Source organism: Sphingomonas sp. TF3 (assembly GCF_003985085.1).
Taxonomy (GTDB): domain Bacteria; phylum Pseudomonadota; class Alphaproteobacteria; order Sphingomonadales; family Sphingomonadaceae; genus Sphingomonas.
The window spans coordinates 1-17,006 of record NZ_RWKS01000029.1; the positions used below are offsets into that span (position 1 = coordinate 1).

At 65.2% G+C, this 17,006-nt stretch carries 14 protein-coding genes; 13 read left to right on the top strand and 1 reads right to left on the bottom strand.

What is annotated here, in order from left to right:
- Positions 1 to 16: 16 nt before the first annotated feature.
- The 6 genes from EJC47_RS18330 to EJC47_RS18355 all read left to right on the top strand — a co-directional run bounded on the left by EJC47_RS18330 (position 17) and on the right by EJC47_RS18355 (position 5,846).
- On the top strand, positions 17 to 1,063 hold the full coding sequence (locus EJC47_RS18330; RefSeq protein ID WP_033966182.1) for a LacI family DNA-binding transcriptional regulator: 1,047 nt from the start codon (positions 17 to 19) through the stop codon (positions 1,061 to 1,063).
- A gap of 52 nt (positions 1,064 to 1,115) precedes the next feature.
- Entirely contained in the window at positions 1,116 to 2,330 is a 1,215-nt protein-coding gene (locus EJC47_RS18335) for an MFS transporter (protein WP_126849219.1), read from the top strand.
- A 371-nt stretch (positions 2,331 to 2,701) separates the two neighbouring features.
- Entirely contained in the window at positions 2,702 to 3,703 is a 1,002-nt protein-coding gene (locus tag EJC47_RS18340; protein ID WP_260591658.1) for an aldo/keto reductase, read from the top strand.
- Positions 3,700 to 4,671 carry a 2-hydroxyacid dehydrogenase gene (locus tag EJC47_RS18345; protein WP_126849221.1) on the top strand — a complete coding sequence of 324 codons (972 nt, stop codon included), beginning with the start codon at positions 3,700 to 3,702 and terminating at the stop codon, positions 4,669 to 4,671. The genes EJC47_RS18340 and EJC47_RS18345 overlap by 4 nt, the downstream gene beginning before the upstream one ends.
- Positions 4,661 to 5,455: a kinase gene (locus tag EJC47_RS18350; RefSeq protein ID WP_126849240.1), complete on the top strand. Its 795-nt coding sequence runs from the start codon at positions 4,661 to 4,663 to the stop codon at positions 5,453 to 5,455. Before EJC47_RS18345 ends, EJC47_RS18350 begins: the two co-directional genes overlap by 11 nt.
- A 46-nt stretch (positions 5,456 to 5,501) precedes the next feature.
- Complete coding sequence (locus EJC47_RS18355; protein ID WP_126849222.1) at positions 5,502 to 5,846, top strand: L-rhamnose mutarotase; 345 nt, start codon at positions 5,502 to 5,504, stop codon at positions 5,844 to 5,846.
- 7 nt (positions 5,847 to 5,853) lie between these two features.
- On the opposite strand, the gene EJC47_RS18360 is transcribed toward EJC47_RS18355, so the two are convergent.
- Positions 5,854 to 6,570 (bottom strand): GntR family transcriptional regulator, encoded by a 717-nt coding sequence (locus EJC47_RS18360; RefSeq protein ID WP_126849223.1) that lies wholly within the window; start codon positions 6,568 to 6,570, stop codon positions 5,854 to 5,856.
- 218 nt (positions 6,571 to 6,788) lie between these two features.
- Between EJC47_RS18360 and EJC47_RS18365 the strand changes: the two genes are divergently transcribed.
- The 7 genes from EJC47_RS18365 (at position 6,789) to lldD (ending at position 17,006) form a co-directional block, all read left to right on the top strand.
- Entirely contained in the window at positions 6,789 to 9,665 is a 2,877-nt protein-coding gene (locus tag EJC47_RS18365; RefSeq protein WP_126849224.1) for a TonB-dependent receptor, read from the top strand.
- Positions 9,666 to 9,741: 76 nt separating this feature from the next.
- Complete coding sequence (locus EJC47_RS18370) at positions 9,742 to 10,851, top strand: mandelate racemase/muconate lactonizing enzyme family protein (protein WP_126849225.1); 1,110 nt, start codon at positions 9,742 to 9,744, stop codon at positions 10,849 to 10,851.
- Positions 10,848 to 12,131, top strand: a complete 1,284-nt coding sequence (locus tag EJC47_RS18375) for an MFS transporter (RefSeq protein WP_126849226.1) — start codon at positions 10,848 to 10,850, stop codon at positions 12,129 to 12,131. The genes EJC47_RS18370 and EJC47_RS18375 overlap by 4 nt, the downstream gene beginning before the upstream one ends.
- Positions 12,131 to 12,970: an amidohydrolase family protein gene (locus tag EJC47_RS18380; RefSeq protein ID WP_126849241.1), complete on the top strand. Its 840-nt coding sequence runs from the start codon at positions 12,131 to 12,133 to the stop codon at positions 12,968 to 12,970. The genes EJC47_RS18375 and EJC47_RS18380 overlap by 1 nt, the downstream gene beginning before the upstream one ends.
- Entirely contained in the window at positions 12,960 to 15,041 is a 2,082-nt protein-coding gene (locus tag EJC47_RS18385) for a right-handed parallel beta-helix repeat-containing protein (RefSeq protein ID WP_126849227.1), read from the top strand. The genes EJC47_RS18380 and EJC47_RS18385 overlap by 11 nt, the downstream gene beginning before the upstream one ends.
- Before the next feature lie 59 nt (positions 15,042 to 15,100).
- A complete protein-coding gene (locus EJC47_RS18390) occupies positions 15,101 to 15,832 on the top strand; it encodes an SDR family oxidoreductase (RefSeq protein ID WP_126849228.1) in 732 nt (243 codons plus the stop codon).
- Positions 15,833 to 15,836: 4 nt separating this feature from the next.
- A complete protein-coding gene (gene lldD, locus EJC47_RS18395) occupies positions 15,837 to 17,006 on the top strand; it encodes an FMN-dependent L-lactate dehydrogenase LldD (protein ID WP_033966186.1) in 1,170 nt (389 codons plus the stop codon).

Consider the following 17,006-nt stretch of genomic DNA (forward strand, 5'->3'; position numbering starts at 1 on the left):
GCGGCGGCTGAAGACAATGGCGCGCAGGCGGCAGGCCGTCACGATCAAGCATGTCGCGGCGGATACGGGCGTGTCGTTGCAAACCGTCAGCCGTGTGATCAACAAGGAGCCGGGCGTCCGGCCCGAGACCGCTGCACGCGTGCAGGAGGCGATCGACCGCCTGGGCTATGTGCCGTCGATCGCGGCGCAGCGGATGGGCGGCTCGCGCTCCTATCTGATCGTCGCGCTCAACGATCGCGAACGCACGATCGCCGACTGGCGTGCGCGGCAGGGCACCGACTGGGTCGACCAGATGCTGCTCGGCGGGATGCTGACCTGCGCGACCTATGGCTATCGCATGATCGTCGAGCTGGTCGACACGCATAGCGACCATATCGAGCGCGAGCTGATGGCCGCGATCGCGGCGCTCCAGCCCGATGGCGTCATCCTGACGCCGCCGCATTCGGAGAACCCGCTGATCGCGGACTTGCTGGAGGCCCAGCGGATCAGTTTCGCGCGGATCGGCTCGCGGCGGGCAGGCGCGGGCTTTGCGCTGACGATGGACGATGAGCGCGCGGCGCGGATCGCGACCGAGCATCTCATCGCGCTCGGGCATACACGGATCGGCTTCATCGCGGGGCCTCCCGATTATGAGCTCAGCGCGTGGCGCACCGATGGCTGGCGTGCAGCAATGGCGGCGGCAGGGCTGGCGGACGATTTGCTGACGCGCGGCGATTTTGGATACGCGTCGGGGCGGGAGGCCGCGATCGCTTTGCTCGATGCGGCCGACCCGGCGACCGCGATCATCGCCAGCAACGATCAGATGGCGCTCGCCACGCTGGAGACGTGCCGGGAGCGCAGGATCGCGGTGCCCCGCGACCTGTCGCTGATCAGCTTCGACAACACCCCGATCGTCCGCTTCACGCATCCGCCGCTGACCGCAGTGGACCAGCCAATCGCCGATCTGGCGGCCCGCGCGGTCGAGCTCATCATTGCCGAACTCGCAGGGCGTGATTCACCGGGGCAGCCGATCATCGTCCCGGCGAAGCTCGAGCTGCGCCAATCGACCGCACGACGCCGATAACCCTTTGCAATCCCCTGGCTGTGGCGATGCCGATGTCCTAAGCAGGCGTCACATGACCGCGCATTCCGACCGCTTCTTCGCTGTCCGCAAGGCGAAGCGATCGCCCGCACTGATTCCGGTGCTTGGTGCGCTTGGATACGCCGGATGCGTCGTTGCGTATCTGCCGTTGTTAACTTTGCTGTTGCCGCTGCGGATCGAGTTGATTGCCGGGGAAGCGCGGTTCGGTGTGCTCGCGACGGCGATGATCGCAGGTGCCGCGATGGCCAGCATTGCGGGTATCCTATTCGGATGGCTTAGCGACCGTTCGCTCGAGCGCGGCACGGGACGGCGATACTGGATCGCCGCAGGCCTTGTCGCGACGATCGCGTCGTACGCGGGCATTGCCAGTGCACGGACGCCCGCGATGCTCGTCCTATCGGTGATGGCGTTTCAGGTCGCGCTCAACATCGCCCTGGCCCCGCTTATGGCGCTGCTCGCTGAGGAAAGCCCGGATCGACAGAATGGCCTGATGAGCGGCCTGCTCGCCGGGGCTCAGCCGCTTGGTGCGGCGATCGGGCCGCTATTGGTGAAATGGGGGCCCCCGACGTTGGGCCTGCGCCTAGCCGTGATCTCGGTCGTTGTCGTCATTTCCCTCGGGCCATTGCTGGCGACATCGCCCAAGCCGACGTTGCCGGTGGCGGATCGCACGGTTGCGGTATCGTCACCCGACCTCGTCATTGCGTGGATATCGCGTCTGATCGTCCAGATTCCCGGTAACGTGGTGTCCGCATATCTCCTGTTCTTCATGGAGCGGTTCGCGACACCCGCCGCACGCGGCGGTGTGTCGGCACAGGTGGGGGCGTTGATCTTTTTGGCGAACATCGTGCCATTGCCCTTCGCCGTTATGTTGGGCCGTTGGTCAGACAGGTTGGAGCGGCGCAAGCCGTTTATGATGATTGCCGTTATTCTCGATGCGGCCGGTCTCGTCATGATGGCCTGCGCGACCAACTGGACTTCGGCTGCGATAGGTCTTTGCATTTACTCGATCGGCTGGACTGTCTTCCTCACCTTGCAAATCGGTTTCGTCATGCAATTGCTTCCCAACCCGCGTCGGCGTGGGCGCGATCTCGGGCTGATCAATTTGGCGAATACCGCACCCGTGCTCATTGGCCCGGCATTGGCGTGGTGGCTCGCGACACCCCAAAATTTCAGCACGCTGTTTTTGACCCTGGCTATTCTGTCATTTGTTGGTGGGGCGACCATGCTTGGAGTAACCGGGCGGAAATAGTCCGTTTCGCGGGATGCCGCGCGTTTCCGGACCGGCGGCATGTTTTTGCTTTTGCCAGCGGGGCCGGAGCGGCACCCGCAGTCGATGTTTATCGACGAAGCCGGGGCGAAAGGCCTGCCGTACGAGCGCGATCGGCATCCTCTTTACTCTCCTCATTGCAGTCTTTCGCACTGTCGCAAGCGGGTCGGGGGAGGTCGCCCGCGCGTCGTCGGCTGACGGCGCTGGGACGGATTTCGCTATACTCATCCTCAGCCGTAACCCATCCTTGCGCCGTTCTGCATTTTGAAGCATAGCACAGGACAGTACTGGAATATCACATTGGCGAATTGATGTTTGATTGTCGATCTCCGGGGGACGCCGCCGATAAGGTCGTGGGTTTGGGGTTCGGGTGCGCCGCGCTCGGCAATCTGTATGCGCCGATCAGCGACCAAGACGCGCGGGCGGCGATCGACGCGGCGCGCAGCGCCGGGATCGCGTTTTTCGACACCGCGCCCTTTTACGGTTTCGGTCTGAGCGAACGGCGCCTGGGCGACGCGCTCCGCGGGGACAGCGGCCTGGTCGTGTCCAGCAAGGTCGGCCGTCTGCTGGTTCCGGATGAAGCGCAAACGGTTGAGCAGTCGCGCGACGGTTTCCTTTCGCCGCTGCCGTTTCGCGTCGCCTATGACTATAACTATGATGGCATCCTGAGGTCGCATGAAGCGAGCCTGCAGCGCCTCGGTCTTGCCCGGATCAATATCCTGTTGGTCCATGACATTGGCCGCGCGAACCATGGCGACGACAATGCACGCTATTGGCAGCAACTCACGCACGGCGGGGGTTTTCGCGCGCTGGAGGAACTGCGCGCGAGCAAGGCGATCGACGGCTTCGGGCTGGGCGTCAACGAGACTGCGATCTGCCTGCAGGCGATGCGCGAGACGCGGCTCGATATGGTATTGCTTGCGGGGCGCTACACGTTGCTCGAACAGGATGCGCTCAATGCGTTCCTGCCGACGTGCGTCGCGCAGAACGTCTCGGTGGTGATCGGCGGCCCCTATAATAGCGGTATCCTCGCCACGGGAACGCGGAGCGGTGCGCCGATGCATTACGACTATGCCATCGCGCCACCCGCAATCGTCGAGCGAGTCCGCCGGATCGAGCAGATCGCCGACGCGCATGCGGTCCCGCTCGCCGCGGCGGCCTTGCGCTTTCCGATCGCGCATCCTGCGGTGGCGCGCGTGCTACCGGGACTGGCCAGTGCCGCGCAGGTCGAGCGCACGCTGGAGGTCTACAACACTAAGATCCCCGACGATTTCTGGCGCGATTTGCGGCAGGCGGGCCTTATCCGCGCAGATGCACCGGTGCCATCGCCAGCCATGGCGGGGACGGAGCTGTGACCGCACGCCATCGTGTTCGCGTCACCCGCCGTTTGCCCGAGGCAGTCGAGGCGCGGCTCGCGGCGCAGTATGACGTCGTAGTAAACCAACCGGACATCGCGCTGAGCGCGACCGAATTGCGCGACGCGATGCGCGAATTCGACGCAATTTTGACGACGATCACCGACCGGATCGATGCCGATCTGTTGGCGACCTCGGGCCGCCGCGCCGCGTTGATCGCCAATTATGGTGCTGGCGTCGACCATATCGATCTTGCCGCTGCGCGCGCGGCCGGGATCGCGGTGAGCAACACGCCCGGCGCGCTGACCGAAGCCACGGCTGAACTGGCGATCCTGTTGATGCTGATGGCCGCGCGGCGCGCCGGTGAAGGTGAACGCGAGCTGCGCGCGGGGGAATGGACCGGCTGGCGGCCGACGCATCTCGTCGGCCAGTCGCTCGATGGCTGTACGCTCGGGCTGATCGGCTTTGGCCGGATCGCGCAACGCACCGCGGCGCGTGCTCGCGGGCTCGGCATGCGCATCCTCTATTTCTCGCGCAGCCCCGCCGCGACCGAGATCGAGGCGGCGCTGGGGGCGAGCCGAGTCGATACCGCCGAAGCATTGATGGCGGAGGCGGACGTCGTATCGCTCCACATCCCGGGCGGCCAGGCGACTCATCATTTTGTCGATGCGGTCTTACTGGCCAAGGCGAAGCCGGGCGCGATCCTCGTCAACACCGCGCGTGGCTCGGTGGTCGACGAGGCGGCTTTGGTGGCGGCTCTGGCGGAAGGGCGGATCGCGGCGGCCGGGCTCGACGTCTATGAGAACGAGCCGACTGTCAGCGCGGCGCTGCTGGCCAGCCCGCGCACCGTGCTGCTGCCGCACCTCGGCAGCGCAACGAAGGGCGCGCGCGAAGCGATGGGAATGCAGGCGGTCGACAATCTCGACGCCTTTTTTGCGGGCCGTGCCCTGCCCGACCGTGTCGCCTGAGGCGATCCTCGCCGACGCGATCGAACGCGCGCTTGTGCATCCGCGCCGGGTCCCGCTCGTGCTCGGCCTGTGTGGGGCTCAAGGGAGTGGGAAGTCGACCGTCGCCGCGGCGCTCGCCGCGCGCTTTCCGCATTCGGTGGTGCTGTCGCTCGACGATCTTTATCATATGCGGCGCGAGCGCGCACGGCTCGCTGCGGCGGTCCACCCGCTATTCGCAACGCGCGGCGTTCCGGGAACGCACGATATCGCGCTTGGGCTGGATACGTTTGCAGCGCTCGACGCGCGACAGGCGGCACCGCTACCGCGCTTTGACAAGGCGACCGACGATCGTGTCGAGGCAGCGCTTTGGACGCCTGCATCCGTGCCCGCGCAATTGGTGATCTTCGAAGGCTGGTGCGTCGGTGCCCGGCCGCAGGACGCGGTGGCGCTGCTGGATCCGGTTAACGTGCTCGAGCGCGAGCGCGACCCGCATGGGGTGTGGCGGCGCTACGCCAATGCCGCGCTTGCGGGCGCGTATCAGCGGCTGTTCGCGCGGATCGACATGCTTGCACTGTTGCGCGCGCCGAGCTGGGGGCGGGTGCTGGACTGGCGGCTGGAGCAGGAACGGGCGCTGCGCCAGTCGGGTGCGTGCGGCGACGGGGTGATGGCCGACGCCGAGGTCCGGGTGTTCGTCAGCCATTACGAACGGCTGACGCGGCACGTCCTCGACACCATGCCTGCCTATGCCGATCTGGTGTTGCAGCTCGACGACGACCGAAACTGCGTCGCCGTACATCGGCGCTGACGGTTGCACCCAACTGACGCTACTCTACCCGATCCGGAGGATATCGATGCGCCACGTGCTTCTGCTCGATCTGCAGGATGATGCCGAGCTGATCGCTGCATACCGCCACTGGCACCGTCCCGGACGGCCGCCCGCCGCCGTGACGCGCGCGATCCGGGCGGGCGGTGTGGCCGCACTCGACATCTGGCATGTCGGGGACCGGCTGGTGATGGTGATGGAGACCACGCCCGATTTCGACCCCGTCGCCAACGCCGCGCGCGAGGCGGCCGATCCCGCGGTCGGGGCGTGGGATGTGTTGATGGACCGCTTCCAGCGCCGCTTGCCGTTTGCGGCGGATGGGGAAAAATGGGTCGCGGCGGAGCGTATTTACAGCCTGGACGAGCAGCCGTAGCGGCGCGCTATTGCATCCCCAGGAGGCGCTGCAGCGCGAGCTGAAAATGCGTCACCAGCGCGGCCTCGGCGGCGTCCGCATCGCGCGCGACACACGCGGTTAGAATGTCGAGATGCTCGCGCAGGGTGCGGATCGCCAGCGGGCGGGTGGTCAGCCAATCGAGCCGTACCAGCGTCACATAATTCTTAAGGCGGCGCGCAGTCACTTCGATCAACTGGTTGCGCAGCGCCGATATCAACGCGCCGTGCAATTGCTCTTCGAGACGGTCGAGCATGGCTTCATCGTCCGGCTCCCAAGAGCCCTCCTCCAGCCGGGCGAGCAACGCGCGATGGCCGTCGACCATCGCCTGGATTTCGCCGGCATCGCCGCTTTCCGCCAGCGCACGGGCACCCGCACGCTCGATCAAAGAGCGAAACTGATATGTCGACCGGGAGAGCTCGAGGTCGGAGCGGATGAAACGGATACACGACCGGGCGTGAATCGTGACCAGTCCTTCGGTCTCCAGTCGGCGCAGCGCGTCGCGCAGTGGCTGCATCGTCATGCCGAACAGCCGCACCAGATCGGCCTGCGACAATTCCGCGCCGAGCGGGATCGTGCGGTCGAACAGCCCCTTCAAGATTGCGTCATACGCTTTGTCTGACAGGCTGGGTTCGTTATCGCCCAACAGGTCAAGCTCGATCGCCTTGGCTGGCTCGGTTTTCGATTTTCCGGCTACGGCCCGCATCCGATTCAGTTTCCACAAAATTGGCCGGTCCGCCAATGCGGCGGCACGCTCATCTCCCCCACCGTAAGCGCGCCCTGGCGAAAACGCTAGCAGGAGTGCCGCGCCAGCCTCGCGAGCACGGGAGCCATCATCGGTAATGAAATTCTAATTACCGTGTTTGACATATCTAAAAGCCCTGATACTGATATCTCAAATCAAAAAACGAAGAGGAGGGGATTATGGGGAAACTGGCACGGTTGTACGGTGGCGTGGCAATCACGGCGACCGCCTTGGCGCTTGCATCGGCAGCACAGGCGCAATCTCAGGCGCAGGGCGGCAGTGGCAGCGCGTCGATGGGGGACACGAATGCGCCACAGCAAAATCTCGGCACGCCTGACGCCGGTCCGGACGGTGTCGCGCAGGATATCGTGGTGACGGGCATCCGCGCGAGCCAGCGGCAATCCATCGACATCAAACGCAACGCGATTAACTCGGTCGACGCGATCGCCAGCGAGGATTTGGGCAAATTACCCGACCAGAATGTCGCCGAATCGCTGCAGCGCGTGCCGGGCATCACGATCGATCGCAATCGCGGCGTCGGCAACGGCGTGACGGTTCGTGGGCTTGGCCCGCAGTTCAATACCGTGACGGTCAATAATCGTGTGATCGCGACCGATGGCGCTGGACGCGAATTCAACTTCGATATCTTGCCATCCGAGCTGATTTCGGGGGCGAACGTCTTCAAGAGCCCGCAGGCCAACATCAATGGCGCGAGCATCGGCGCGACGATCGATATCCATACGCTGCGCCCGCTTGAACAGCGCACCGGCCTCTATGGCGGTGGCTCGCTACGTGCGAACATCGATGAGCTGGGCAGCAAGACCACCCCGTCGGGCGCAGCCTATGTCACCTGGAAAAATCCCTCGGGGAGCTTGGGTGTGTCGCTCGTCGGCTCGTATGACGAGCGCAACGAACGGACCGACAACTTCTTCGTGGGTGCAAGTTCCTATCCGCGCAGCTTCGACGACGGCTATTACGGCCAGGTGAGCAGCGGTGCAGGCGGATTGTGCGTCGGAGCGTCGGGTGCCGGTGGCTGCACGCCGCGGATCGACACCAGCAAGGTGGGGCTGTTCCGCAACGTCGACATGTACCACAATTTCATCAACCCGGTGGAATTCTCGAACCGCAAGCGGATCGGGCTGGACGGGACGGTCCAGTTCAAACCAACCAACAATCTGCTCTTCACGCTCGACGGGCTCTACTCCCACGACGACGAACATTATCACAGCTCCGGCATCGCACCCGATTTCAGCGGGGGGACGCTCGTGCGGCAGGTGGTGTCGGGCGGCACCGACACCACGGAGATCGTCGGCGGGCAGAGCCGCACCGTCCATGTCGGTGGCACCGCGACATCGGAGAGCTTTCACGACGGCACGGTTGACGTCGTCGTCGAGGACCGGCCAGGCAAATCGACCACCTATCTGTTCGGCTTCAATGCGAGATGGGACAGCGGCCCGTTCAGCGTCGCGCTCGATCTCGATACCACCAAGGCCAAATATGACAATGCGCAGGCGCTGTTCACAACATCGCGGCTGAAGCATCTCGATTACACATATGACCGCAACACGGGGTCGCCGCTGGCGAGTTTCACGGTCAGCAGCCCGACATATCCGGATGCGGCGACCGACGTGAACCATCGCCTCGCACATTATATGCAGTCGGAGGGCCAGATCCTCGAAGACACGATCAACGAGGCGCATCTCGACGGGGCCTATAAGGGTGCCCAGGTTACCGTTTACGGCGGCGTGGGTTATTCGGCCCGCACCAAGACGACCACCGGGTTCACCGAACCCAACGCGTGTGCCTATTGCGGCAGCGACGTGTTGGTGCCGTCGAGCGTGTTCAGCCCGACATCCTACAATTTCTTCGGCGGGGCCGCAGGCGGCAACACCGCAAATTGGGTCGACTATAACGCCCAAAATCTCTTCCAGACGATGATCGGCCTGAACAGCACCGCCGACCCGGCATTGCACAGCGGTAATCTTCTGCCGATCGTTCGGGACCCGGCCGCCAGCTCTTCGGTCAAGGAGAAGGTGGCGCTCGGTTATTTGATGTTCGAGTTCAAGGGCAATCTCGGCACGCTGCCATTCGCGGTCAACACCGGCGTGCGAATCGAAGATACCGACTTCACCTCAAATGGTGCCGGCCAGACCGTGCTGAGCGCAAAGCCCAACGGCACGGGCCAGAACGTCATCGTGCTGTCCGGGCTGACACCGCTCAGCTTCAAGGGGCATTATACCGACATTCTTCCGTCGCTGAACGCGCGGCTCACCATCACGCCGAAGCTGGTCTTCCGGACGGCGGCCTCACGCGTCATCTCGCGGCCGACGCTGACCGATCTTTCGCCGGCGCAGACGATCACCAGCAATCCGGGCAACGAGCGCATCACGCACGGCAACCCCAATTTGCAGCCGTTCCGCGCCTCGCAGGCGGAAGCCGGGCTCGAATGGTATTACGATCGCGATTCACTGCTGTCGGCGACCTTCTTCTACAAATCGATCGACTCGTTCATCACACGCGGGGTCACTCCCCAACAGGTTGATCAGGTAACCTTCATCGTCGATCAGCCGATCAACGGCAAAGGTGCGACGGTAAAGGGGGTCGAAGTCAGTTATCGCACGCTGTTCAAGTTCCTGCCCGGCCTGTTGAGCGGTTTCGGCACCCAACTCAGCTATACCTATACCGACAGCAACGCGAACTATACCAACGCGGCAAAGGCCTCGACCTCCTATTCGTTGGAGGGCTTGTCAAAGAATTCGTACGCCGCAGTGCTCTTTTATGAAAAGGGCCCGGTGCAGGCGCGGGCCTCCTATACCAGGCGCGACGGCTACCTCTTCGCGCCGCAGACGCAGACCGGCATTCCCGAGTTCGTCGACAGTTATGATCAGCTCGATGCAGGGCTGCAATTGTCGGTGACGAAGAATGTCATCCTGACGGCCGATGCCACCAACCTGACGGATTCGAAGGAATTTCACTACGCCAACGTAGTCGCGGATACGCAGGAATATCGACGGGTCGGGCGGCGCTACACCGCCGGCGTGCGCGTGCGTTTTTAGGCGAGGCACCGGGGCGGTTGCGCTTGCCTCCGCCCCGGCAATAACTCAGACTAATATCTCAACAAGGAAACAAGAAATGTCTTCAGCGCGCATCGTCGAATATCGGCTGACTCGCCTGGCCTTCGCGCGGGACCGGACGATCGGCGATTCGCAGGTGCGGGCGACGACTGCCCAAATCATCGCGGTCGAACTTTTCGACACGGCCGGGAATGTCGGGCTTGGTTTCGCGCAGGCGTTGTTCACCAGCCTGCCGGACGCGGACGAGATCGAACGCGTGTTCGCGACGGAGGCCTGGCCCGGACTGGAAGGGCGGTATCCGGCGGCGCTCGCGCTGGCGGTGCATCGCGTGCGTGGCGGCAATGTGCGGCGGATGGGCTTGCCGTTCGAGGAGTCGCTCCAGCACGCGATCTGGGATCTGTTCGCCAAGCAATCGGGCCTGCCGCTGTGGCGCATGCTCGGGGCGGAGCGCAGCAAGGTCGGCGTCTATGCCAGCGGGCTCGATTATCACTTGTCCGACCACGACTTTACCGAATTGTTCGGCAAGGCGCGCGAGCGGGGCTTCCTCGGCTACAAGATCAAGGTCGGGCATCCCGATCTGGAGCGCGATGTTCACCGGCTCGATTTGCTGCGCGATGTGGTCGGCAGCGACCGACCGGTGATGATCGATGCCAACGAGGCCTGGACGGCACAGGAAACGATCCAGGCGGTCCGGCGCTTCGAGCGCGCCGGGCACCGCATCTACTGGCTCGAGGACCCGATCCCGCGTGAGGATTTCGACGGGCTGAAAATGCTGCGCCAGCTCGGCATCAGCCGGATCAATGCGGGCGAATATCTCGATCTCACCGGCAAGCGCAAACTGGTCGAGGCGCGGGCGTGCGACATGCTCAACGTGCATGGCCAGGTGTCCGACGTGATGCGCGCCGGCTGGCTTGCCAATGAAGCCAATGTCGAGGTCACGCTCGGCAACACCTTCCTGGAGCTTGGCGTCAACATGGCGCTGGCGCTGCCGGGCGTGCGCTGGCTCGAATACAGTTTCCAGAATTTCGATCATCTGGTCGACGAACCCTATGCGATGGCCGACGGTTATATCCATGGCCGCGACGCGCCCGGGCACGGTCTGGTGCTTAGCGCGGCGGCGCGGGCCAATGGCGGCGCGCTGCCCCAGGTGATTGGCGCGGTCGCGTGACCGTGAGCGCTGGGCTCGATGCGGTGCCGCCTGCCGCGCCCGTCGTTGAAGGCCGCAAATGGGGGCTTATCGTCAGCCTCGGCATCGTCCTCTTCGTGTTGCTGGCCCTCTACGCTTCGATTCTCGGTGTGCTGTTGCCCAACCAGATCGAGAATCTCGATCCGGTCGGCAAGCTTGGGACGTTGGGCGTGGTCTATGCGATCACGTCGGTGTTCAGCACGATCACCACGCCGGTGTCGGGCGCGCTCTCCGACCGGACGCGGTCGCGCTTCGGGCGGCGGACGCCCTGGATTGCCATCGGCGGCGTCGTCGGGGGTGCCGCGACGATTCTGATCCCGTTTGGCGGTGGCATCGTCGGCGTCACCGCGCTGTGGCTGGTGGCCACGGTCAGCCTCAATTCGATGCAGCCCGCGATCACGACGATCGTTGCCGACCGCTTCCTGCCCGGTGAGCGCGGGATGGTGTCTGGCGTGGTCGGCGCGGCGATGACCGCCGGGGTTTCGGCAGGCACCATTTTCGGGGGGCTGATGGCAGCCCAGCTGTTTGTCGCTTATGCAATCGTCGGTGGCGGTATCATTGCCGCCAGCCTCCTGTTCGTGTTGCTCAATCGCGAGCCGCCGCTGCCCGCCGGATTGGCTGCGCCTGTGCCGTTTCGCCTGACCTCGTTCCTGCGCAGCTTCTGGATCGATCCGCGCGCCCATCCCGATTTCGCCTGGGCGCTGTTCGGCCGCTTCTCGATCTATATGGGCTATCAGGCGATCCTGACCTATCTGCTCTACATCCTCGAAGGTTATATCGGCCTCACTCAGGGTGCCGCCAATTTGACGATCGCGCGGATGTCCTCGATCACTTTCGTCGCGCTGGTCATCTCGGCCTTGCTTTCGGGCTGGCTGTCGGATCGGCTCGGTCGATTGAAGCCGCTGGTGTTCGTCGCCGGTCTGGTGATGGCGCTGGCCGAGATCGCGCCGTTGCTGTCGCCCGATTTGCGGGGAATGTTCCTCTACGCCGGGCTGATCGGGATCGGCTATGGTTCCTTCATGTCGGTCGACCTCGCGCTCATGACGCGCGTCCTGCCACCGGCCACACCGGGGGAGGATTCGACCGGCAAGGATCTCGGGATCCTCACCACCGCGATCAATGTCCCGCAAATCCTCAGTCCGGTCATGGCGGCAGCGCTGCTGCACGCGACTGGCAACAATTATCCGCTGCTGTTCGTCGTTTGCGGTGTGTTCGTTGTGTTCGGCGCGTGCCTCGTGCTGCCGATTCGTTCGGTGCGATGATGCCGTTGATCGACGCCCATCAGCATTTCTGGTCGCTCGCCACCCCTGGCACTGCCTGGCCCACCGCCGCCGAAGCCGAGATCCATCGCGACTTCGGCCCGGAGGATCTGGTCAATGCGGCGGCGGGCGTGCAGCTCGACGGCACCGTGCTCGTCCAGTCGCAGCCGACCGACCGGGATACCGACTGGATGCTGGCGCTGGCGGAGCGTACGCCGTTGGTCCGCGCGGTCGTCGGCTGGGTCGATCTGGCTGCCCCCCATGCGGCCGATCGCATCATCGAGATCGCCCGCCAGCCCAAAATGCGCGGCGTGCGGCCGATGCTGCAATCGATCGCCGACACCGACTGGCTGCTGCAGGATGCGCTCACCCCGGCGCTGGAGGCGCTGCAGGCGACGGGCTTGCGCCTCGATGCGCTGGTCCAGCCGCGGCACCTGCCGATGCTCGCGCGCTTCGTCGAGCGCTGGCCCGATCTCCCGATCGTGATCGATCACGCGGCGAAGCCGCACGCGGCGCGCGCGATCCTCGATCCCTGGCGCGACGATATCGCGCGGCTCGGCGGTCTCGGGCTGTATTGCAAGCTGTCGGGCTTGCGCACCGAACAGGCAACGGGCCGGCCAGCCGCCGACCTTATCCCCTATGTCGAACACCTTGTGCACGTTTTCGGCGAGCGGCTGATGTGGGGGAGCGACTGGCCAGTGCTGTTGCTCTCGGGGGATGGCTGGAGCGCGTGGCACGCCGACGCGCTGTCGCTCGCCGGTCGGGCGGGCGCGGACGTCGAGCGCCTGTTCGCGGACGCGGCCATGGAGTTTTACGCTTTGGAGACTGCGAATGCGCAATGACCGGCTTGTCCTCGCCGCGATTCTGACGATCGCCGCCCTTGCTCCGGCGGCGGCGCAGCAGACGTCCCCCTCCGACATCCCGGTCTATGCACCACCCGCAGTCAGCAAGGAGCAGACTGCGGGCAACATCCATATCTCGAGCCGCCCCGCGCCAGTGCCGATCGTGCTGTCGGTGTCGCCGCAAGGGTCGGACGAGGGCGATGGCAGCGCGGCCCACCCGTTTGCCACGCTCGCACGCGCACAGGCGGCCGTGCGGGGGCTGAACGCCGATCACGACGTGACCGTGCAACTCGCCGACGGCGTCTACCGGCTGCGCACACCGCTGCGCTTTACCGCCTCCGATGGCGGACAGGATGGCTATACGGTGCGCTGGGAAGCGGCACCCGGCGCGCATCCGGTCCTGTCGGGCGGGACGCCGGTGACGGGCTGGACGCTCGCCGACCCGCAGCGCGGCATCTGGACGGCCGATATTCCTCGCGGGATCGATCCCCGGCAACTTTGGGTCGGTGGCCATATGGCACCGCGTGCCGCGGTCCGCGCGCCGCGCAGCGCCTTTACCTTCGACAAGACGGGGATCACGATCGTCGATCCGGCATGGCGTTCGCTCGCGAATCTCCCCGACCAGAGCCGCATCGAAGTCGAAGCGACCGGCTGGTTCACCGACCGCCACGCGATGGTCGCGCGGATCGATGGCGACCGCATCGCCATGCAGCAGCCGGGATGGCGCAACAACCTCGTCGGCTATGACACGTTCGCGCGCTCGGTATGGGGCGACAATGCCGGGCTGTTCTTTGTCAACGCGCTCGCCTTCCTGCGCGAGGGCGGTCAATGGTATGCCGATCCGGCCGCGGGCAAGCTCTATTACAAGCCTGTCGCGGGCGAAGACATGAAGCGGCTCGAAGTCGTGCTGCCACGCCTCGAATTTCTGATCTCGATCGCCGGCAGCTATGACGAGACGATCAAGGACCTTGAGTTTCGGGGCCTGAGCTTCCGCCATACCAGCTGGCTGCTGCCATCGGGGCCCGAGGGCTATGCCAGCCAGCAGAGCGGATCCTTCCTCGCGGGCGAATGGGGCGGCTATCCCGACGATCCGATCCGCGATTGCTCGTGGGGGTGCTGGCCGTTCGAAGCGATGCGCAACCGCTGGCGTCAGCAGCCGGCGGCGGTGCAGGTCGCCGCAGCGACCCGGATCGTGTTCGATCGCGACGAGTTCACGCAGCTCGGCCAGATCGCGCTCGGCATCGGCAACAATCCCGATGCCAATGACAGCGGCATCGGTCTTGGCACGAGCGCGATCGAGGTGCGCCGCTCGCGCTTCACCGATCTGGCCGGCGGCGCGATCATGGTCGGCGGCGTGCGACCCGATGCGCATCATCCGTCGCGGCCCGAAATGGGCGTGCGCGACATCGTCATCAGCAACAATCTGGTGCGCACCGTGTCGCAACACTATCGCGAGCAGGCGGCGATCCTCGTCACCTATGCCAGTGGCGCGGTGGTCTGGCACAATGACGTGTCCGGCGCGCCGTATGACGGGATCGACATCGGCTGGGGCTGGGGCGCGAACGACCCCGGTGGCAACGCAGCCTATTTCACCCCCAGCCGCGGCTATTACAACCAGCCCGGCAATCTGGTCTACGACACGCCGACGACGCTGCGCGACACCGTCGTGGTCGGCAACCGCGTCCACGATGTGAAGCAATGGTTCCCCGACGGTGGCGCGATCTATCATCTGTCGGCCGACCCCGGCGCGCTGATCGCCGAAAATCACATTTACGACGTCGAGGACGGCATCGCGATGTATCTCGACGAGGGGTCGCGCTACGTCACGCTACGCAACAATGCGATCGGCAATGTCGGCGTGTGGCTCAATCTCAATTCGCAGAACAACCTCGCTCCGCGCCGCACCGCGATGGACAATCTCGCGATCGGCAATTGGCATGATTCCGGGCGGCGCACGGGTGCGTGGACACCGTATTTGAACAACCGCGAGGTCGATACCGTGCTGGTCGCCAAGGGCGCATGGCCGGATGCAGCGAAGGCCGTGATCGCGCACGCCGGGATCGAACCCTAAAAGCCCTGAGCGCCCCTGACTCGATCTATCCCTGAGCATTACCGAAGGAAGCCGAAACCATGCCCCGTCTCGCCACAAAGCGCGTGCTCGTCACCGGAGCTGCCCAGGGCATTGGGCGCGCGATTGCCGAACTGTTCGTCCGCGAAGGTGCATCGGTGATTGCGCTTGATCTCAAGGCGGACGCGCTCGCGACGCTTTCGGGCTGCGAGCCGCTCGTCGTCGATTTGCTCGATCCGGTGGCGGTGGCGCGGGCCGGGGCGGGGGCGGGCACGCTCGACGTGCTGATCAATTGCGCGGGCTATGTCGATTCCGGCGATCTGCTGAGCGTTACCGAGCGCGGCCTCGATCTGTCGTTCGATCTCAACGTCCGCGCGACGATCCGCATGACGCAGGCCGTGCTGCCCGCGATGCTGGAGGCTGGGCGCGGCGTCATCGTCAATATCGGCTCGGTCGCGGGGGCGCTGATCGGTGTGCCCAACCGGCTCGCTTATTGCGCGTCCAAGGCCGCGGTCGCGGGCCTGACGCGCTCGATCGCGCTCGATTATGTCGGCAAGGGCATTCGCTGTAACGCGATCTGTCCGGGCACGGTGCAGTCCCCTTCGCTCGACGAACGTCTGGAGGCGACCGGCGACGCCGATGCCGCGCGCGCCGCCTTCATCGCGCGGCAGCCGATGGGACGGATCGGCACGGCCGAGGAGATCGCCGCGCTCGCGCTCTATCTCGCCAGCGACGAAAGCGCCTATATCACCGGCAGTGCCATCGCGATCGATGGCGGCTGGACGATGGCCTGAGCGCATGAGCATTATCGCCGCGATCGACGATTTCCGAGAAGCCGCGCGTCGCCGCCTGCCGCGCTTTCTGTTCGATTATGCCGATGGCGGTGCGCAAGGCGAGCACACCATGCGCCGCAATGTCGCCGACCTCGCCGACATTGCGCTGCGTCAGCGCGTCCTGCAGGACGTCGCCGATATCGACCTTTCGACCCAGTGGTTCGGCGAGCGCATGCCCTTGCCGGTCGCGCTCGGGCCGATCGGCATTGGCGGCATGTTCCGCCGCCGCGGCGAAGTCCAGGCGGCGCGGGCGGCAACGCGGCATGGCATCCCGTTCACGCTCTCGACCGTGGCGATCTGTCCGCTGGCGGAACTGCGCGCGGGTGCGCCCGAGGTAAACCTGTGGTTCCAGCTCTACGTCGTGCGCGACCGGGGCTTCATGCGCGACCTGATCGCCGAGGCACGCGCGCAGGGGGCGACGACGCTGGTTTTTACGGTCGACATGCCAACTCCGGGAATCCGTCACCGCGATCTGCATTCGGGCATGTCGGGTCGCGGCGGTCCCGCCCGGCGCGCGCTTCAGGCGATGGGCAAGCCGCTTTGGGCGTGGGACGTGGGGCTGCGTGGACGGCCGCATCAGCTTGGCAATCTCGTGCCGGTGCTGGGCGCGGACAGCGGCATGAACGATTATATCGGCTGGCTCGCCGACAATTTCGATCCGGGTATCCGCTGGAAGGATCTCGACTGGCTGCGCGCCGCCTGGGACGGGCCGATCGTGATCAAGGGCATTCTCGATCCCGAGGATGCGCGCGAGGCCGCGGCGTATGGCGCGCAAGGGCTGGTCGTATCGAATCACGGCGGTCGCCAGCTCGACGGTGTGCTGTCGACCGCGCGCGCACTGCCCGCGATCGCCGATGCGGTCGGCGACCGGATGACGATCCTCGCCGATGGCGGCGTCCGCTCGGGGCTCGATGTCGTGCGCTTGCTTGCGCTCGGCGCGGACGGCGTGTTGCTCGGTCGCGCGTGGCTGTGGGCGCTCGCCGCCCAGGGCGAGGCGGGGGTCGATCGCATGCTGTCGCTGCTGGAAAAGGAGATGCGCGTGACGCTGACCCTGGCCGGCTGCAACCGGGTCGAGGCGCTTGACCGAACCATTCTCGCCGACGATCCGTTCGGCCCTTCCAGAAGGAATGCGTGA